This window comes from Streptomyces sp. NPDC058000, assembly GCF_042886435.1.
Classification (GTDB): domain Bacteria; phylum Actinomycetota; class Actinomycetes; order Streptomycetales; family Streptomycetaceae; genus Streptomyces.
In genome coordinates, this window is the sequence record NZ_JBHVQS010000009.1 from 222,684 (window position 1) to 240,867 (window position 18,184).

The following is an 18,184-nucleotide window of genomic DNA, read 5'->3' on the forward strand; positions in this document are numbered from 1 at the left end:
GAGATGAAGCGCCGACGGGTCGGGGCCGTCATGACCGGCGACGTCGTCCGCGCGTACGGCGGGACGTCGGTGGCCGAAATGGTGCGGTGGATGGCCGAGTTCGGCATCAACGGCGTGCCGGTGGTCGACGCCGACGACAAGGTGATCGGGGTCGTCTCCGCGACGGACCTGGAACGGGCGCGGCGTACCGGAGACAGTTCCCCGGACCGCTGCGCGCAGGCCCTGATGTCCGCTCCGGCCCGTACCGTCCGCGCCGACGACTCGGTCATCCGGGCCGCCCGCCTGATGACCTCGTACGGCATCGAGCGGCTCCCGGTCGTGGACGAGGAGGCCCGCCTCGTCGGCATGCTCACCCGGCGCGATGTGCTCCGGCTCTTCGCCCGCTCCGACGACGAGATCCGGGACGAGGTCATCGACGAGATCGTGGTGCGGATGATGTGGCTGGGGCCACGGAGCATCGACGTCGCCGTCCACGACGGCGTGGTGACGCTCGCAGGATGCCTGGACAGCAGTGGCCAGGTGGCCGTCCTGGTGCGGATGACCCGGCAGATCGACGGAGTCACCGCCGTCGTCAGCCGACTCACCCACCGGTACGAGGGCGCGTACGGGGGACCCGGGGGGACCGCGGGCCGCGGCGACCCGCTGCCCTGACTGCCGCGGGCCTCCGTACGGTCACTGACGGTGGTGCCGTCGTTCCGCGTCCAGTGCCGCCCACTCCTGCTCCCACTGGGCCGAGCGCCTGCGATCCAGCAGGTGGCCGCCGGCCCTGTCCGCACCGAAGACCAGCAGACCGGCGCCGCACGCGGCCACGGTGCCGGCTGCCACGCTCATGGCCATGGTGTCCGCCGGTGTACTGGGGTCCCGTACCAGCGCTCCGTGCCGGTCCAACCACACCGGCGTCCGATCTCCGACGTGCACGCCGGGCGGCACGGCCGCTTCACCCGTCCGCGCCCTGTGGTCCGGGGCCACCCACCGCACCGTCGTGTGCACCCGGCCACCAGCGCCGCCCCCGGTGTCGAAACTGAGGCGGGCGGGCGGCTGTTGGGTCACCACGGCGGTGACGCGGTGCCACTCCGCGCGCTGCTGTTGGGCCGCCGTCGCGACGGCACGGCCGGCCGTCACCCCGACGGTCGGCGCTCCCACGACGATCAGCAGCCCGGCGATCAGCGTCATCCAGGACTGCGCCACGTCCGTGCCCCGCCGCATGGAGTCGCGCCGCCACGGCGGGTGAGGCTTCAGCAGAGGCATCGCGCACCCCTTTCCGCTGCTGCCCCGAGCGTGTCATCCCGGGCCGCGGCGGGAGAGGGCCGAACGGTCCCGGAACGGGGGCCGGTATGCGCTCGGCGGAACCGGGCCGGGACCGTTCGGCCCTGGCACACCACCTCGGGCGGAGCCACGATGGAGCGGGGGCCCGGTTTCACGGAACGGAGGGCCTCATGAGCGAGACGGGTACCTTCTCACCGCGGCGGCCGATCCGGGTGTTCCTGGTCGACGACCACGAGGTCGTCCGACGCGGCGTACAGGACCTGCTCGATGCGGAGCCCGACATCGAGGTGGTGGGCGACGCCGGGACGGCCGACCACGCGCTGGCCCGGGGACCCGCGCTGCGGCCCGACGTGGCAGTGCTCGACGTTCGCCTTCCGGACGGCGACGGGGTCTCCGTCTGCCGTGAGCTGCGCTCGCGGCTGCCGGGGGTGGCCTGCCTGATCCTCACCTCGTTCGATGACGACGACGCGCTGCTCGACGCGATCATGTCCGGCGCCTCCGGATACGTCCTCAAGGAGATCAAGGGGGCGGACCTGGTCGCCGCGGTGCGCACCGTCGCGACGGGGCGTTCGATGCTCGACCCGGCGACCACGGCGCGGCTGATGCGCCGGCTGCGGGGCGAGGAGGACGACACCCGGCCCGAGGAGGACGCGCTGTCCGGGCTGTCGGCGCGGGAGCGGGAGATCCTCGAACTGATCGGGGAAGGGCTGACGAATCGTCAGATCGGCGCGCGACTCTATCTGTCCGAGAAAACCGTCAAGAACCACATCTCCCGCCTACTGGCCAAACTCGGCGTCGAGCGCCGCATCCAGGCGGCGGTACTGGCCACACAGCGCGGCGTGGGGACCGGCACGCAACGGGCCCCCTAGGGACGCCCTCCCGGATCCGGCGACGACGGCTCGGGCCAGGCGGCGGCACGCGGGCGACTGCGACGGCTCAGGCAACGAGCCGGCACGCGGGCGACGCCTCGCTTCATGACGGCCGCCCGCCGAACTGCCAGTTGTGGACCTCGATATCGGCGTACCGGTCCGGCGCCAGGACGGCCCGTGCCGCGTCCGGGTCCGGCGCCCGGACCAGGGCCGCGGTACCCAGCCAGGTGGCGCCGTCGTCGGACAGCAGCGGCCCGTACGCGATCAGCTCGTCCTGGTCGGGCGGCACGGCGAGGTCGGCCGCCGGTCCCGTGCCGAGGCCGAGCACCAGGTAGCGGCTGCCGCCGGTCCGGCCACCGGGGAAGTCCCACATGGTGCGCCCCAGCGTGTTGTGCCACCGGCGCAGCAGCACGTCCCGGTACGCGCCGGCCTGATAGCCGGGCTCGTCGAAGGCGAACGCGCGGGCGGTGGCGGGATCGGGCAGGTCGAGGATGTGCACGCTGCCGGTGGGGGTGTCGTCGTCGCCGGCGAGGGTCGGGCCGCGGGCGATCATCTCCGTCGCGTACCGGTCCATGTAGGACCAGTGCTCTTCCAGCAGTTCCCGGCGCAGCGCCAAGGAGCCCGGCCGATCGCGGTGGTAGCAGAAGAACTCCATGACCACAGTCTTCACCAGCACGTGCCCCGTCAGGGGCGACCCGTAGTACCTCGCGTACCGTCAGGCGGCACCTTCACTCAGGCGCTCCGCTCTGCCGAACTTCCGAGCGGCCAGGCCGAAGGCGAGACCGCCGGCCAGGAACCAGGGGTTCCACAACACCAGCGTCCAGAGCCGCTGATCCGGGCTCACGTTCATCCCTTGGCCCGCTGCGTCGGTCAGCAGCAGCGCCTCGATGGCGAGACCACGCACCAGCAGCACGGTGCAGGCACACCAGCCCAGTGCCTTGACCGCCCGTCCGGCCACGCCAGGGCACCGCGGCCTGGTGAGGAGCCATCCCAGCACACCACCGGCAAGGCACAGCGTTCCCACACCCCACAGGCCCACCGCGACGAACCACCCGGGGCGTTCCTCGGCCAGCGGCCCCGCCGAGACGCTCAGGCCCCAACTCCCGCCCAGCGCCCAGTAGAAGTGCAGCATGCCGAAGGCGATCGCCCAGGCACCCGCGATGCGCCCCCACAACCCTGGCGTTGGCTCTTTCCGGAGATCCTCATCCATGGGGGGAGCATGCCACGGCAGTGGCACGCAGCCGCCGGTCCGGATGGGGAACCGGCATGCCCGCCGTCCAGTCAGCCGTCACATACGACGGAACACCTCGGAGGTGACGGCGCGGTCCGCGAGCGGGCGGCCCCGACCGTCGGGGGTGCCTTGCGCCGCACCGCACCAGGCGCCGCGACCTGTCAGACCTTGATCCCCGATCCGCCTGACAGGCCGTGACATCCGACCGCGTTCCCCTGCCCGAGATCACTCTGACGACGGGCCCTGGGCCTCCCGGCCTACGGAGGTGAGTGACATGTCCGAGTAGCGGTCGCCCGCTACCTGACCGGCGATCGGCTCCAGCAGCGCCAACTCCTCGGCGGCCAGCGTGATCCGGGTGGCCGCGGCGTTCTCCTGGAGGCGGCTGCGCTTGCGCGTTCCGGGGATCGGTACGACGGTCAGACCGTGCACCTGGGCCCGCTGCTGCACCCAGGCCAGGGCGATCTGCGCCGTGGTGGCGCCATGGTCGGCCGCGATCTTGTGCAGGGGCGCAAGGAGGGCGGCGTTCGCCTTGGCGTTGTCGCCGGTGAAGCGCGGCAGGAGCTGCCGGAAGTCGCTGCCGGAGAGCTCCTTGCCGGCGTCGGTGAAGGTACCGGTCAGCAAGCCCCGGCCGAGCGGCGAGTACGGCACGAAGGCGACCCCGAGCTCGGCCGCCGCGCCCACCGCGCTGCGCTCGACGTCCCGGCTGAAGACCGACCACTCCGACTGCAGGGCGGTGATCGGGTGGATGGCGTGCGCCTCGCGCAGTTCGGCACCGGTGACCTCGCTCAGGCCGAGGTGCTTGACCTTGCCTTCCCGCACCAGTTCGGCCATGGTGCCGACGGACTCGGAGAGCGGCACGGCGGGGTCGCGGCGGTGCATGTAGTAGAGGTCGATGACCTCGACGTCCAGGCGGCGCAGGCTCGCCTCGACGGCCTGCCTGAGGTACGCGGGATCGTTGCGGATGGCCCGGTGGCTCGGGTCGTCGGCGCGGAACTCGAAGGCGAACTTGGTGGCCAGCGTGATCTCGTCGCGGTGCGCGGCGACGAACGGCGCGAGGAACTCCTCATTGGCGCCCATGCCGTACATGTCGGCGGTGTCGATGAGGGTGACGCCCGCCTCGACGGTGGCCTCCAGGGTGTCGCGGGCCGCCGCGTCGTCCGTCGCTCCGTAGGCGGCGCTGATGCCCATGGCACCGAAGCCCTGGACGCCGACGAGGGGGCCACCGGTGCCCAGCTCGACCTTGTTGATCGGTTCGATGGTGTTGCTCATGGTGGCGCTCAGGCCCTTTCCGGCGCCTGGTGGGCGCCCGTGTAAAAGTTGATCTTGGCGTCGAGGACGGTGAGGGTGTCCTGTAGTTCCGCGATGTGCGCGGCGACCTTGTGCCGGGTCTCTTCCAGAATTTCCCGCCGCTCGCCGAAGCTGGCCTCGCCCTGGTGGACCAGCTCCGCGAAGCGGACCATGTCGGCGACCGGCATCCCGGTCAGCCGCAACTTGCCCACGAAGGCGAGCCAGTCCAGGTCCCTGTTGCCGAAGAGACGCTGGCCGTTGTGCGACCGCTCGACGTGCGGCATCAGACCGATCTGCTCGTACCAGCGCAGGGTATGGGCCCTGAGCCCGGTGAACGCCGCGACCTCGCTGATCGTGTAGCGATCCTGGCCGTCGGGTCGCGGATGGGCCTGCCCCGCGGACACACAGACGTCCACGGGGGGCGACTTCATGGGGGAGCTGTCGATCACCGTCATGCGGGACACGCTAGAACCTTCAAGTGCACTTGAAGCAAGTGCCCACCGCGCAGCGCCTGCGTGCGGTGTCAGACGGGAAGCGTGGCCGACCACACCAGGCGGGTGCCGCCGTCCGCCGGAGTCTCGACGGTCATCCCGCCGCCGGAACTCTCGGCCCGTTTGGCGAGGTTGAGCAGACCGCTGCGGTGGCCGCCCTCGGGGATCCCCACTCCGTTGTCGGCCACGGTCAGGGTGAGTCGACCGGCACGGGCGATCAGGGAGACGTCCGCCGCGCTCGCCCGGGAATGTCGGGCGACGTTGCTGAGGGCTTCCCCGAGCGCCGCCAGGACGTGTTCGGCGAGCCCCTCCGGTACGTCGGTGTCCAGCAGGCCCTCCATATGGAGCGACGGCGTGAACCCCAGCGTGCGGGTGGCTTCTTCCAGCGTGGCGACCGTTCGGGCCCGCAGCCCCTGCCGCCCGCGGGTCACGTCCCGGGCGCGCAGCCCGAAGATGGTGGACCGGATGATCTTGATGGTCTCGTCCAGGTCGTCCACCGCGCGCAGTAGTCGCTCGCTCGCCTCCGGGTGATCGACGAAGCGCACCGCGCTCTGCAACGTCATCCCGATCGCGAAGAGCCGCTGAATGGCCAGATCATGCAGGTCGCGGGCGATGCGGTCGCGGTCCCCGAGCAGCCTCACCTGCTCCGCGGCCGCTCGTTGCTCGGACAGTTCCATGGCGAGCGCGGCTTGTCCGGCGAACGTCAGCAACGGTGCGGTCTCGGGTTCGGTGAACGGGGCGCGCCCCCGGAGTCGCGCCAGGAGCAGCACGCCACGGACCTTCTCGCCGGTCGCCATGGGAACCGCCACGGCCGGCCCCAGCCCCCACCAGCGGGGCGGACCGGTGGTGATCCTGGGGTCGTGCTCGACGTCCGCGCTGATCAGCGGACGCCTGGCGGCCAGTGCGGCGCCCGCGAACGACCCGCGGCGGGGAAGGACCAGGCCGCGGTGGGCTTCGGAGTCGACGCCGGAGGCCAGTTCCATGCGCAAGCGGTCGCCTTCCATCGGCCGGGCCAGGACTCCGAGGTCGGCGGAGAGGATCCGCACGGCGTGGTCGACGATCGTGGACAGTACGTCCTGCTCCTCCGCGCCCGGCAGCAACCCGGCCACGATCTCGTGGTTGGCCTCCAACCATTCCTGGCGGTAGCGGGCCCCTTCGAAGAGCCGCGCGTGCTCGATGGACACTCCGGCTGCCACCGCCAGCGTCGACAGCAGCGTCTCGTCGTCGTCGGTGAACGGCTGGCCACCGCGTTTCTCGGTCAGGTACAGATTTCCGAACACCTCGTCCCGGACTCTGACCGGTACCCCCAGGAACGAGTGCATCGCCGGGTGGTTCGGCGGGAGTCCGTAGGACGCGGGATGGTCGCCCAGTTCGCTCAGCCGTAGCGGTGCGGGGTGGCGGATCAACTCGCCGAGGATCCCGTGGCCGGCCGGCAAGGGGCCGATCGCCTTGAACTGCTCCTCGGTCAGCCCGACGGGCAGGAACTGCGTGAGCCTGCCATCCGCGCCGATCACACCGAGCGCGCCGTACTTCGCGTCCGCGACCACGACGGCGGCCTCGACGATGTGGCGCAGCACCTGCGGCAGCTCCAGCCCCGCGCCCACCGTCAGCACCGCTTCGAGCAGCAGGTGCTGCGACCGGCTGCTCACCTTCTCCACCGCGCGCAGCCGCTCCGAGAGCTCGTCCGGCAATCCGTGCAGGAGCGGGCGCAGCCCCTCCTCCGTACGCCAGTAGTCCTCGCCCACGGCAAGCCTCCACCACGGCCGGTATCCGTGGCCCGGCCACACCCTCCACGGTAGTGCGAGGAGCCGAAGGACACCTTGTGAGCAGCGACCCCGCGGGCCGACGCCGGCCAGTGGCCCGTGCCGCCGCTGCGCTACGGGCTACGGGCTACTGGCCGACGGGGCGATCGCGTCGGTGGCCATCCGCGGTGGCACCCGCCCCAGCGAGGTCGGTTTCCTTCTGGCGTCGGCCGATGTAGCCGTCGGGGCGGATGAGGAGGGACGTGCCGTCCGAGGCGTCGTACGCGCGGTGGGCGTGGCCGTGGGTGTCGATGACGTGGGGGCCGGGTGAGGTGTGGCCGGGGCGCAGGACGGCGTAGGCGTGGGGCCGGTCCGGGGCGGGCGTGCCGAACGTCAGGTGGGTGGCATGGGGGCCGCGGTAGAGGTCGAAGAGTCGGACCGTCTTGCCGTTGGCGTCGGTGACGGGGGCGTCCGGTGCGCGGTCGCCCGCGACGATCCGGCCTTCGGTCGTCCGGTAGGTCACGTCCAACTGGCGGGTGTTCGCCCCGCGTTCGTGGGCGTCCTCGGTTCCTTCCCGGTACCGTCGCAGAAGTTGGGAGCTGACGTCGAGGACCTTGGCGGCTGTCGCGCGTCGTTCGGTTTCGTAGCTGTCGAGCAGGTCGGGTGAGCCGTCGGCCAGCTTCCAGCCGAGGTTGTAGGCGTCCTGTACGCCGGTGTTGAGGCCCTGTCCGCCGGTGGGCGGATGTGCGTGGGCGGCGTCGCCCGCGAGGAAGACCCGGCCCACGCGGAAGCGTTCGGCCAGGCGGATGTTCGGCCGCCAGACGGTCGACCAGGCCATTCGGGTCAGCCGGACGTTCGCGCCGAGCGCGTCCAACATGCCTTGGAGGGTTGCCAGTGAGGCTTCGTCGTCGCCTTCGGAGAGCGGCGCGTTGAACTGGAACAGTCCCGGCGTGCTCGGCAGCGGGCTCAGACCGACTCCGACCCCGGGGGCGTCCGCGCGGGCGAACCAGTAGCTCCACGCGTGATCCAGTCCCTCGGCGGCCACGTCACCGAGCAGCATCCGGAGGGATTCGTCCGTCGTCCCCTGGAAGGGGATGCCCAAGGTCCTGCGGACGGTACTGCGTCCGCCGTCGGCGCCCACCAGGTAGGAGGCGCGTACGGTCTCGCCGGTGGACAGGCGTGCCGTCACCCCGCTCTCGTCCTGGGTGAAGTCGACCAGCGCGGTGTTCAGTTCGACGTGCGTGCCGAGCTCGGCGAGTCGGTCCCGCAGGATGCTCTCGGTCTGGGACTGGCCGAGGACCCAGGCGTTCGGGTACGGCACGTCGGGGGTCGGCTCAAGGAGTTCGGCCGTCCGCCGGTCCATGACGTGGGTTCCGTCGAGGTGGACGCGGACCGTCGGTACCACGCGTCCGTGCCGGAGGACCGCGTCGAGGACGCCGAGGTCCTCGAAGACTTCGAGCGTGCGTGGCTGGAGGCCGTCGCCCCGCGATCCGGCGAAGTGCTCGTCGGCCTGGTCGATGACGCGTATGTCGAGCCCTCGCCGGGCGAGTTCGATGCCCAGGGTCAGGCCGGTGGGGCCGGCGCCCGCGATGATCACGTCCATTACTGCACTCCGATTCTGAATCCATATTCACTGAATCTGGATTCAGTATGTTCGTTGATACTGTTCCGAGTCAAGGAGGTGCCGTGAAGCGCAAGGAGAGGGCGGCGGAGACCGAGGCCGCGCTGAAGGCCGCCGCCAAGCGGGTGTTTGCCGAACGTGGCTACCTGAACACGAAGATCACGGACATCACCGCCGAAGCGGGGCGTGCGGCGGGCTCCTTCTACAACCACTTCGCGGGCAAGGAAGCCCTCCTCGAATCCCTGATGGCCGACATGTCGGCCGAGAGCGACACATCGACCTCCGCTCCCGGGCACCGGTCGGACTTCACCGACCCGGCGGCGGTCCGCGAGCACATCGCGATCTACGTCCGCCTCTACCGGGAGCACGCCGCGACGATGCGCGCCATGCAGGAGGCGGCGCTGGTCAGCGAGAGCTTCGCCGCCACGCTCGCCAGGTTCACCACGAGCGAGATGGCCGACGTCCTGGACCACGTGACCTGCGTAACCGACGCCGGGCGCCAACTACCCGCCTCGCCGGAGGTCGCCCTGCGCATGGCGTTCTCCCTGGTCCACACCTTCCTGCAGACCTGGCAGCAGCACGCCGGCGCGTCCAGCGACGAGGAAGTGACCGAGACCTTGACCCGCTTCGTCTACCGCGGCCTCAACGGTTGTGACTACTGACGCCGGCAGTTGTCACTACTGACGCGGCCGGTGGTGGCTACCGAGGCCGGCGCCGCCTCGGGCCCGTGTTGGGTGCTCACTCCCGAGGAACGACCGCCACCGGGCAGCGGGAGTGGTGCAGGACGGCGAGCACGGCCGGCCCGAGGGGCATCGGTGTGCGTTGTGTCCGGCGCCCGATGACCAGCAGCCCGGCCCGCGAGCAGGCGCTGAGCAACACGGGTACGGCCCTGCCGTGGGCTGCCTGCTCGATCACCCGGACGTCGGGGAACTCCTTCCGCCACAGGGTGAGACGTGCGGAGAGCAACTCCCGCTCGTCCGCCGCGCGCTCCACGTCGTCCAGCGGACGGGCGGAGTCGTCGCCGAGGACGGTCGCGGACCGCCAGGCGCGTACTGCGCGTAGCCCTGTGTGGTGCGCCGAGGCCGTCGTGAACGCGTAGGCGAGCACGGTGTCGCCTTCGGTGGCCGTCTCCTGGACGCCGACGACGATCTCGGGGCCGGGGCCGACGGATGACTCCTCCTCGCGGACAGTGACCACGGGGCACTCTGCGCGCCCCAGGACCCGCAGGCTCACCGAGCCCATCAGGAAGCCGGCGATGCTGTCGTGCCCGCGCGATCCGAGGACCAGCAGTGTGGACTCCCCGCTGCGTTCCGCCAGCGCGTCAGCAGCTTCCTCGGCGACCTGCTCGGCCTTCACCGGAATCCCGGGATGCAGTTCCTTGGCCATGGCCTCGGCCCGGTCGAGGACGTCGGAGCCGTACTTGTGCCGGTCGGTCTCCTCCCCGTCGGAGGCGGCCGGCCAGGGTGGGGAGACCCAGGAGTGCAGGAGGTGCAGCGGGAGGTTGCGGACGGCCGCCTCCTCGGCGCCCCAGCGCACCGCAGGCACGCTGTTGCCGGTGCCGTCCAGCCCGACGAGGACCGGGCCGCCCATGTCACACCTCCGCCGGAGTGGCGGTGCGCGGCGGTGCAGCCCCCGAAGGGCAGTCGGTGTGTCGGATACGGGTGTCGGGGCCAGGGAAGAAGAGCCAGATCTGATCGGTGTCCGACCATCGGACGTCGTAGGGCGGGGTGCCGTCCTCGTGGTGCAGGCCGACGACTTCCCCGTCCCGCCGGGTGGTCCCCGTGGTCGGGCATGCGACCACGATCTGATCGCCCAGGTGTGCCTTCACCGCCCTCACCTCGTTCGTGTACGGGTCTCCAGTGCCGAACCTGCCACCGGCGGCGCCGGCGGGGCATGGGGCGAGTTGCCTGGTTGAAGGGTCGTTCGGCCCATGGGGTCGGGGCCGACCGGGACTCGTCCCCGGCGTCGCCACGCGCTTCACTGACGGTGATGAGGAGGGCCGTCATGGCCACCACGCCACTGCTCCAGCGACTCCCGCCCAACGGACGGGAACGCCTGCTGGCATTCGCCCACGAGGTGACCTTCCCGGAAGGCACCCACATCTTCGAGGAGGGCGGAGCCGCCGACCAGTTCTGGATCCTCCGCACCGGTTCGGTGAACCTCGACGTCCACGTGGCCGGCCGGCGGCCGGCGGTCGTCGATCTGCTCGGCCCGGGGGACCTGCTGGGCTGGTCGTGGCTGGTGCCGCCGTACCGCTGGCGGATGGGCGCGGAGGCGTTCACCCTCGTCCGGGCCCATGAGTTCGACGCGACCGCGGTGCGTGCGCTCTGCGAAGCGGACCCGGTACTGGGGCTGGCGGTGACCCGCCAAGTCCTCGACGTCGTCGCCCGCCGGCTGTTGGCCACCCGGCACCGGCTGATCGATCTGGGCGGCGCAGGCGCGTGCGTCCGGCCCGCACCGCCCTGAACGGCCCGGCGGTGGTCGCCTGAGCGGCCCGGCGGTGCCTGCCCGAACGGGCCCGGCGGTGTTCGCCTGAGTGGTGCCTGTGGTGCCCGCCTGAGGCACTCCCACGGTGCCTTTCCTGACCGCTCCTGTGGTGCTTGGGCTCGATCGGCCGGTCTACCGGTCCATCAGGTCTACCGGTCCGTCGGCCGGAGTTCGCTCCGGGGCGGTATCGCGCGGCGTAGCCGAGCCGTTCACGCGCCCGCGCCGCTGTCGGGGCTGCCGGTCGGCGATGTCGGCGCCCCCGGGACGCGGATCCGTCGCCCGCTGAGCCGGGTCGGTCGGATAGCGATCCACTGGGACCGGCCACTCCCTGCCCAAGGCGCAGAGTACGCCCGCTCCTCGAACGTGCGGGACTCGTAGAAGCCGGTGACGACCTCGGCGGGGCCTACGGCCAGGACGCTCCAGCCCTGGCTGAACGCCTCGTCGATGTGGTCCACCTCCAGCGCGACCTCATGGCCGGCCGCCGCGGCCGGGCCGGAGCCCGGCTGGGTGCGGTAGGCGATCACGTTGTCGACGACGGTGTAGTTGACGGGGAAGACTGCGGGGGCGTCGTCGAGGGTGACGGCCACCCTGCCGACGCCGTGGGTGGAGAGCAGTTCCCGGCATTCGTCGGGGCCGAGCGCCAGCACCTCGGGGTGCGCGCCGGCCTTGCCGAAGCCCGCCGGAAGGTCGGCGGTACGGCCCGTCAGCTCGGCGACAGAGGTGTTGAGCGCACCGGCGAGACGCAGCAGGAACCCGATGCTCGGTTCGGCCCCCGTGCTCCTCGACGTACCGGAGGTAGCCGGGCGAGGCGGCGACCCGGGCCGCGACCTCCTCGCGGGTCAGCCCCAGCTGCTGCCGGCGTAGTGCGGTGCGTCGGCCCAGGTCGCTGCGGGGCCGTGCCGGCTCGGCGCCGGATCCGTTTGCTCGGTCGGTCGTCATCGCGTACGCGTCCTTTCTGCCGGCGGGTCCGGCTCGTCCGTGCGGAGCGGTCACTCGTGCGGCACGATCGCCACGGGGCAGGGCGCGTGGTGGACGGCCGCGTGGACGACATGGCCGATACGCGGGACCGCGTGGCCGAGGTGCCGACGGCCGACGATCAGCAGCTGCGCCCCCGCCACGCCGTGCAGGAGGGCGGGTGCCGGACTCTCCATCACCACCTGCTCCTCCACCCGCACGTCCCGGAACTTCTCCCGCCACGGACGCAGCGCCTCGGACAACTCCTCGCGTGCGATCCGGGCCGCTTCTTCCGCCGCGGCCTGTTCCACGACACCGCCCCGGTCGTAGGCGAACGGGGGCAGGTTCCTGCCGTGCACGGCGCACAGCGGGACGGCTCGCCGGGCGGCGGTCTCGAAGGCGAAGGCCAACAGCCCCTCACAGGAGGCGTGCAGGCTGACACCGACCGCGACGCTGCCGCTGCTCTCGACCGCGGGGCTGTCCTGGCGGGCCCGCACCAGGACGACCGGGACCGCGACCCGCGGCACCAGGTCCAGGCCGGTTTCGCCCAGCGCGAAGCGCGCCGCCGGGCCCAGCCCCCGCGACCCCAGCGCCAGCAGATCCGCCTGCTCGGCGGCCTCGACCAGGGCTTCCAGCGGCTGCTCGCGCACCAGAGCCACGTCAACGGGCACCCCCGGCTCCGTCGACTGGACCGCCGACCTGGCCTCCTCGATCATCCAGTCCGGCCAGTGCGGCGGCTCCGTCGACCACGGTGCGCCGCGCGGCCGTGCCGTGAGGGGCTGCCACGCGGTCAGGAGCCGCAACCGGCACTGCCGCAGCCGCGCCTCGTGCGCCGCCCACTGAGCTGCCGCCAGGGCCTGGGACGTACCGTCCACACCGACGGTGACGACGTTCTTCATGACGGCGACCGGCTTCCCCCTGACCGTCCTTCGTCCGACCCGTCCGACCCGTCCGACCCGTCCGACCCGTCCGACCCGTCCGACCCCTCTGACCCGTCCGCTTCGCTTGCCCGGTCGCCGGTGGCCGGCACAGCCATCAGGTCATCGGACGCCCGCACGTCATCACCGGATACCCGCACGTCTTCGGACGCCCGCACGTCTTCGGACACCGACACCACGCCGTCGACGCTCGCGCACATCCGCACCAGCACGGGGACGAGGAGCAGGTCGCTTACCGCGCCGTGCAGGGCAACCTGACCGCGATTGACGTCAGCGGTCACACCCGACGTGCCGAGGCGTGCCGTGCGTCCGATCACTTCCCGGGCGATCTCCTCCCGGATCGCCTCGTCCTTGCGCAGGAAGACGCGTAGCAGGTCGCTGCGGCTGACGATGCCCAGCAGGGCGTCCGTCTCGTCGACCACGGGGAGCCGTTTGAGCTGCTGCACCTCCATCAGGCGCGCCGCCTCCACCACCGTCCAGTCCGGATGGGCGCACACTGCCGGAGCGGACATCAGCTCTCCGGCGGTGCGACCCTCCGCCCGGGCCTTTTCCCACGCCTCCAAGTGCGGCAGCGGCGTGCGCCCGGACAGATCGGACCGGTCGGCCGCCTTCCGCAGCAGGTCGGCCTCCGAAACGATGCCGGCCGGCCTGCCGAGGCTGTCGAGCACCGGCACGGCGCTCACCGCGTGGTCGGCGAGCGTCTGCGCGATCTCCTTGAAGGGGGTGTCGAGCCGCACACTCACGACCTTCCGCGTCATCAGCTCACCTATCGTGCGGTGCTCCATCTCCGGCTCCTTCCGGCACGGCGGCCGGCGGTGCGGCCACACCTCAAGCGTGGCCGGGCCGCCCGACATCCCGATATGAGCCACTCGGCCCCCTCGCGTGGCCGGCCGTCCCCGACCGGCCGACCGGCCCCGAGCCGGGGCCCTATGGCCCCTGATGCCGCCAAGGGAACCCCGCCACGCTGGAACCACCTGCCGATTCCACCCTCCGCGCTCTGCTCGGACGCGGTCCGATCCGCCCGGGAGGCCCCCGGTGCTCACCCACCCCACCCTCGACGACACGGCCGTCATGTCGCTGGTCGCCGACGCCATCACCGCGCCCTCGATGCACAACGCCCAACCGTGGCACTTCGACTACTCCCGGGCGTCGCGCACCGTGCTGCTCTTCGCCGACCTGGACCGCGCGATGCCGCTGGCCGACCCCACCACGCGGGGACTCCATCTCGGCTGCGGGGCGGCCCTACTGAACCTCCGGGCCGCAGCCGCGCACGCCGGCCACCGCACCGTGACCACTCTGCTGCCGGCTCCTCACACCCCCACACTCCTGGCTTCCGTACGGCTCGACGTGCCGCACGAACCGTTGGACGTGGCCCTCTCCGGCCTCCACTCGGCCCTCGCCGACCGGCACACCAGCCGCTACCCCTTCACCGAGCGGCGCATCCCGGACAGCCTCCGCGCCGCCCTCGTCGAGGCCGCGGCCAGAGAGGGAGCCCGGCTGGCATTCCTCACCACTCCGCACCGCGAGGCGGTACTGGACCTGATCCTGCACGCCGAGGGCTACGACCGCATGGACGACGGCCGTGAAGCCGAACAGCGCAGATGGACCCGCGACGCCTCCGCCGAAGCCCCCACGGACGGTGTCCCGGAGTACGCCTTCGGCCCGACCAAACGCGGCGGTACGGCGCCCGTTCGGGACTTCGCCGGTCGGCGCACGGTCCCCGGACGGGCCTACGCCGACTTCGAGAAACGGCCGCAACTGGCCTCCCTCAGCACCGCCCACGACGGTCCCGCGGACTGGCTCCGCGCGGGCCAGGCACTGGAACGCGTCCTGCTCCTCGCCACCCGCCAGGGGCTCGCCAGCTCCTTCGCCACCCAGGCACTGGAATGGCCCGACCTGCGCTGGCTGCTGCGCGACCCGCTCTCCGGCACCGGCTGCGTCCAGATGATCCTCCGCCTGGGCTACGGCCCCAACGGGCCGCGCACCCCGCGCCGACCGGTGGACGAGGTCCTGACGATCACATCGTGAGCACCGAGGTACGGGCCGATACCACCAACCAACCGGTCAATACGTCCAACCCCAACCAGTCAATTCGGCCACCCTGCCGGTCCACACGGCCAACCGGCCAACGCGATCAACCAGTCGCCAGCCAATAGCCAATAGCCAATAGCCAATGGTCAATGCGACCAACCAGCCGAGGGCCCCGGCTCCCCGGCAGACGTCACGACGAGAGCGAGAAGTAGCTCTCCTCTTCCTGGCTGAAGTGGAGCCGCAGGACCGTGTGGAGTCCGTACAACGACGCCCGCAGATCGTCGAGTTGCTCCGGCAACAGGTCCCCCGCCGCGTCGGCGAGGGCGAGATGCGTGGCGATGCGATGGGCGAGGCGCTCGATCTCGGCGTGCGCGCGGCTCATCGTCTCCGTGGCGTCCGGGCCGCCGAGCCGCGCGTTGAGCGCGGGATAGAGCTGGTGCTCCTCGGCGTGTTCGTGCGGGAGCAACCGCTCGGTGAGCAGACGGTCGACGTGGTGGACGGCCGCCAGGGCCCGCGGCCCCGGATCGGCGGAGAGCAGGCTCGCCGCTTCCCGGATGGCGTCCAGGACGCCGCGCAGGTCCTCGTGTTCGGCGGCGAAGCGGTGGATGAGGCGCTCGGCCGCGGGTTCGAGGGGCGGCCCGCCGGTGCCGGGCGCCGGCAGCACGACGCGCAGCGCATTGAGGATGGCGGCCACATCGATGGCCTCTTGGAGGAGCGCACCGGCAGCCGGCGGCAACAGCCCCAGCAGTGCGGCGGCCATCGCCACCAGTGACAGCACCATGCCGCCCGCCGCGCTCTGCACCGCGATCCGGCGGGCCCGCACAGCGATGTCCATCGCATCGGCGAGCCGGGCGACCCGGTCGGTACTGAGCACGATGTCGGCGGCTTCGGACGCCGAGGTGGCGCCGCGAGCCCCCATGGCGACGCCGATGTCCGCGGCGGCCAGGGCCGGCGCGTCGTTGACGCCGTCGCCGACCATCATGGTGACGGCGCGCCCGCACTCGTCCCGCACGGCCCGGACCTTGTCGGCGGGCAGTTGCCCGGCCCGGACGTCGTCCAGTCCCAGTACGGTCCCGACCTGGCGGGCCGGTTCGGGACGGTCCCCGGTGAGCAGCAGGAGCCTGGTCAGTCCCGCGGTCCGCAGCCGCCGGACGGTGTGCGGAGCGTCCCGGCGCAGGGGGTCGTGGAGCAGCACGGCACCGCCGAGTGTGCCGTCGACCGTGACCCAGGCGACCGCGGCCCCGTCGAGGAGCGCGCGGTTGTCCACGGTCCGGGCCCAGCGGGGCAGTTCCGCCGACGGCACGTCGGTCTTCCCGACGGCGATCCGGCGGCCGTCCACGGTGCCGGTGACCCCGCGCCCGGGCTCCTCCACGACCTCGCCGGGCAGGGACAAGGCCAGACCGCGGTCGCGCGCCTCCCGGGTGATCGCCTCGGCGAGGACGTGGACCGAGACCTGGTCGACGGAGGCGGCCAGCCGCAGGACGTCGGTGGGGGAGCAGGCTCCGGGCGCCGCGGCCACCTCCAGCACCCGTGGCCGGCCCGCCGTGAGCGTCCCGGTCTTGTCGATCACCAAGGTGCGGGCCCGGCCCAGGCACTCCAGCGCCCCGCCGTCCCGCACGACCACTCCCCGGCGGGCCGCCCGCGACATGCCGGAGACGACGGCCACCGGCACCGCCAGCAGCAACGGGCAGGGCGTCGCCACCACCAGCACGGCCACCGCCCGAACCGGTTCCCCACTCACTCCCCAAGCGACACCGGCCAGTCCCAGCGTCAGCGGCAGGAACCACGCGGCGTAGCGCTCCGCCAGGCGGACCGCCGGCGCCTTCCCGGCACCTGCCTCTTGGGCCAGTCGCACGATCCGCGCATAGGTGCTGTCCCGCGCGGTCGCGGCCGCCGTCACCTCGAAGACCCCGCCGGCGTTCACCACACCACTGCGCACCGGCTCGCCGGTCCGCCGTTCCACCTGCGCCGACTCACCGGTGAGCACCGATTCGTCCAGCACCGCCGTGCCCGCGGTGACCGTTCCGTCGACCGGTACCACCTCGCCGGGCCCGACCACGAGCACCTCGCCGGCGCCCACTTCGTCCAGGTCCACGGAGGTGATCTCCCCACCACGGCGGCGCCTGGCCGAGCGCGGCGCGTGTTCCAGCAGGGGCCGCAGATCACGGGAGGCCCGGCGGCCGGCGGCGGCCTCCAGGGTCCGTCCGGTCGCCAGCATCACGGCGATCAGCGCCCCGGCGAGGTACTCGCCGACGATCAGCGTCCCGGCAAGCGCCAGTACCGCGATCAGATCGACCCCCACCCGGCCCTTCCTCAGAGTGCCGACGACCCAGACCACGGCGGGGACGACGGCGCTCACCGTCCCGCCCGCCCAGCAGGCATCGGCGAGCCCCTGGCGACCGGTCAGCCAGGCAATCCCGCCGACGACCAGCGCGGCCGTCGTCGCGATCAGCAGCAGCGGGTCGAGGAGCCGCCAGGCATCCGCGGTCCGCGGCGCCTGACCTCCTCGCCGGTCTTCGGCGCACCGCACGGTAGCCCTCCGGTCCTGCCGGGATCTCCTCGGCGATCCCGACGTCGAGCTCGGGTACCGGCCCTGGGCCGTCTGGCCTCCACATCAGCACGGTGTGCAGCCGTCCGCCAGTGCCGGACGGTCCATCCCCCGGGCGGCCCGGGAACGCACGGTCGAGCCGTCACCGGCCGGCGCCGAAACACCTCGCCGCCCGACAAGCCGGGGCGGCCGTCCTGGGGACGCCCGCTCCGGCAGCGGAGGACCATTCCGCGTACATGCCATGGTCGCGGTAACGGACACTCCGGGCCAAGGTCCGGACGGGGTAGCGAGGGGAGGGCCATCCGGCCCCTTGCGGCGCATGTCCCGGCGAGGGGCGTCGGACGTACGGTGCGGTTGGTTACCCGCACGCGTTGAAGGCCCGGCGCGAGCCCCGTTCCCCACTGCCACCGTCACCCACCACCCGACTGCACCGGACCGATCGCGACGGTGCACGGTGTCTGGTGAAGCATCGCGCGGTCGACAGGCCCGAGCTGCGGGCCGTGTCACGGCCGAGTCCAGCCAGTCCTGGACCGCTCGATCACGCCGGGCCCGGTACTACGTGCGCAACACGTTCAAGCTCCCCGCCCATGTGCGCGACACGCTTCCCCCTCACTTGCTCGACGACTAGATGAATGAGTCCGATGTTTTCAGTGGTCGTAGGCGATCAGGGATCGTTTGATCTTGGCGCCGGTGCTCCAGTTGTGCCAGATGCCGGCTGC

The 18,184-nt window shown here is 72.1% G+C and carries 17 protein-coding genes and 1 pseudogene; 5 read left to right on the plus strand and 13 right to left on the minus strand.

Annotated elements, in window-relative coordinates; genetic code table 11:
• The first annotated feature begins 3 nt into the window (after positions 1-3).
• Positions 4-651 carry a CBS domain-containing protein gene (locus ACFVT2_RS12815; protein WP_390015960.1) on the plus strand — a complete coding sequence of 216 codons (648 nt, stop codon included), beginning with the start codon at positions 4-6 and terminating at the stop codon, positions 649-651.
• Between the two features lie 21 nt (positions 652-672).
• On the opposite strand, the gene ACFVT2_RS12820 is transcribed toward ACFVT2_RS12815, so the two are convergent.
• Positions 673-1,248: a hypothetical protein gene (locus tag ACFVT2_RS12820; protein ID WP_390015963.1), complete on the minus strand. Its 576-nt coding sequence runs from the start codon at positions 1,246-1,248 to the stop codon at positions 673-675.
• Between the two features lie 188 nt (positions 1,249-1,436).
• Here ACFVT2_RS12820 and ACFVT2_RS12825 point away from each other — a divergent pair, with 188 nt between their 5' ends.
• Positions 1,437-2,135, plus strand: coding sequence for a response regulator (locus tag ACFVT2_RS12825; RefSeq protein WP_390015966.1), 699 nt, complete (start codon positions 1,437-1,439; stop codon positions 2,133-2,135).
• A gap of 103 nt (positions 2,136-2,238) precedes the next feature.
• Here ACFVT2_RS12825 and ACFVT2_RS12830 read toward each other — a convergent pair whose 3' ends face one another.
• The 6 genes from ACFVT2_RS12830 to ACFVT2_RS12855 all read right to left on the minus strand — a co-directional run bounded on the left by ACFVT2_RS12830 (position 2,239) and on the right by ACFVT2_RS12855 (position 8,489).
• A complete protein-coding gene (locus tag ACFVT2_RS12830) occupies positions 2,239-2,790 on the minus strand; it encodes a YciI family protein (protein WP_390016020.1) in 552 nt (183 codons plus the stop codon).
• Positions 2,791-2,850: 60 nt separating this feature from the next.
• The gene (locus ACFVT2_RS12835; protein ID WP_390015969.1) at positions 2,851-3,345 is read right to left on the minus strand and encodes a DUF3995 domain-containing protein; all 495 of its coding nucleotides are present in this window, start codon (positions 3,343-3,345) and stop codon (positions 2,851-2,853) included.
• A 246-nt stretch (positions 3,346-3,591) separates the two neighbouring features.
• Positions 3,592-4,635, minus strand: coding sequence for an aldo/keto reductase (locus tag ACFVT2_RS12840; protein WP_390015972.1), 1,044 nt, complete (start codon positions 4,633-4,635; stop codon positions 3,592-3,594).
• Positions 4,636-4,643: 8 nt separating this feature from the next.
• Positions 4,644-5,108 (minus strand): MerR family transcriptional regulator, encoded by a 465-nt coding sequence (locus ACFVT2_RS12845; RefSeq protein ID WP_390015975.1) that lies wholly within the window; start codon positions 5,106-5,108, stop codon positions 4,644-4,646.
• Positions 5,109-5,176: 68 nt separating this feature from the next.
• Positions 5,177-6,889, minus strand: a complete 1,713-nt coding sequence (locus ACFVT2_RS12850) for a GAF domain-containing protein (protein WP_390015978.1) — start codon at positions 6,887-6,889, stop codon at positions 5,177-5,179.
• Between the two features lie 145 nt (positions 6,890-7,034).
• Positions 7,035-8,489 (minus strand): FAD-dependent monooxygenase, encoded by a 1,455-nt coding sequence (locus tag ACFVT2_RS12855; RefSeq protein ID WP_390015981.1) that lies wholly within the window; start codon positions 8,487-8,489, stop codon positions 7,035-7,037.
• A gap of 83 nt (positions 8,490-8,572) precedes the next feature.
• On the opposite strand from ACFVT2_RS12855, the gene ACFVT2_RS12860 reads away from it, so the two are divergent.
• Positions 8,573-9,169 carry a TetR/AcrR family transcriptional regulator gene (locus ACFVT2_RS12860; RefSeq protein WP_390015984.1) on the plus strand — a complete coding sequence of 199 codons (597 nt, stop codon included), beginning with the start codon at positions 8,573-8,575 and terminating at the stop codon, positions 9,167-9,169.
• A gap of 76 nt (positions 9,170-9,245) precedes the next feature.
• Here the strand turns inward: ACFVT2_RS12860 and ACFVT2_RS12865 are convergent, their stop codons facing one another.
• Both ACFVT2_RS12865 and ACFVT2_RS12870 read right to left on the minus strand, forming a co-directional pair.
• Positions 9,246-10,097 (minus strand): universal stress protein, encoded by an 852-nt coding sequence (locus ACFVT2_RS12865; protein WP_390015987.1) that lies wholly within the window; start codon positions 10,095-10,097, stop codon positions 9,246-9,248.
• A gap of 1 nt (position 10,098) precedes the next feature.
• Positions 10,099-10,335 (minus strand): DUF1918 domain-containing protein, encoded by a 237-nt coding sequence (locus ACFVT2_RS12870; RefSeq protein ID WP_390015989.1) that lies wholly within the window; start codon positions 10,333-10,335, stop codon positions 10,099-10,101.
• A 176-nt stretch (positions 10,336-10,511) separates the two neighbouring features.
• On the opposite strand from ACFVT2_RS12870, the gene ACFVT2_RS12875 reads away from it, so the two are divergent.
• Positions 10,512-10,973 (plus strand): cyclic nucleotide-binding domain-containing protein, encoded by a 462-nt coding sequence (locus ACFVT2_RS12875; protein WP_390015992.1) that lies wholly within the window; start codon positions 10,512-10,514, stop codon positions 10,971-10,973.
• 230 nt (positions 10,974-11,203) lie between these two features.
• Here the strand turns inward: ACFVT2_RS12875 and ACFVT2_RS12880 are convergent, their stop codons facing one another.
• The 3 genes and pseudogenes from ACFVT2_RS12880 to ACFVT2_RS12890 all read right to left on the minus strand — a co-directional run.
• A complete protein-coding gene (locus ACFVT2_RS12880; protein WP_390015995.1) occupies positions 11,204-11,641 on the minus strand; it encodes a pyridoxamine 5'-phosphate oxidase family protein in 438 nt (145 codons plus the stop codon).
• Positions 11,642-11,983: 342 nt separating this feature from the next.
• Positions 11,984-12,847, minus strand: a complete 864-nt coding sequence (locus ACFVT2_RS12885) for a universal stress protein (protein ID WP_390015998.1) — start codon at positions 12,845-12,847, stop codon at positions 11,984-11,986.
• Between the two features lie 179 nt (positions 12,848-13,026).
• Positions 13,027-13,671, minus strand: a pseudogene (locus tag ACFVT2_RS12890) (CBS domain-containing protein); the annotation flags it as partial.
• 250 nt (positions 13,672-13,921) lie between these two features.
• Here ACFVT2_RS12890 and ACFVT2_RS12895 point away from each other — a divergent pair.
• The gene (locus tag ACFVT2_RS12895; protein ID WP_390016001.1) at positions 13,922-14,914 is read left to right on the plus strand and encodes an Acg family FMN-binding oxidoreductase; all 993 of its coding nucleotides are present in this window, start codon (positions 13,922-13,924) and stop codon (positions 14,912-14,914) included.
• Positions 14,915-15,107: 193 nt separating this feature from the next.
• Here the strand turns inward: ACFVT2_RS12895 and ACFVT2_RS12900 are convergent, their stop codons facing one another.
• Positions 15,108-17,375, minus strand: coding sequence for a heavy metal translocating P-type ATPase (locus ACFVT2_RS12900; protein ID WP_390016023.1), 2,268 nt, complete (start codon positions 17,373-17,375; stop codon positions 15,108-15,110).
• Between the last annotated feature and the right edge of the window lie 809 nt (positions 17,376-18,184).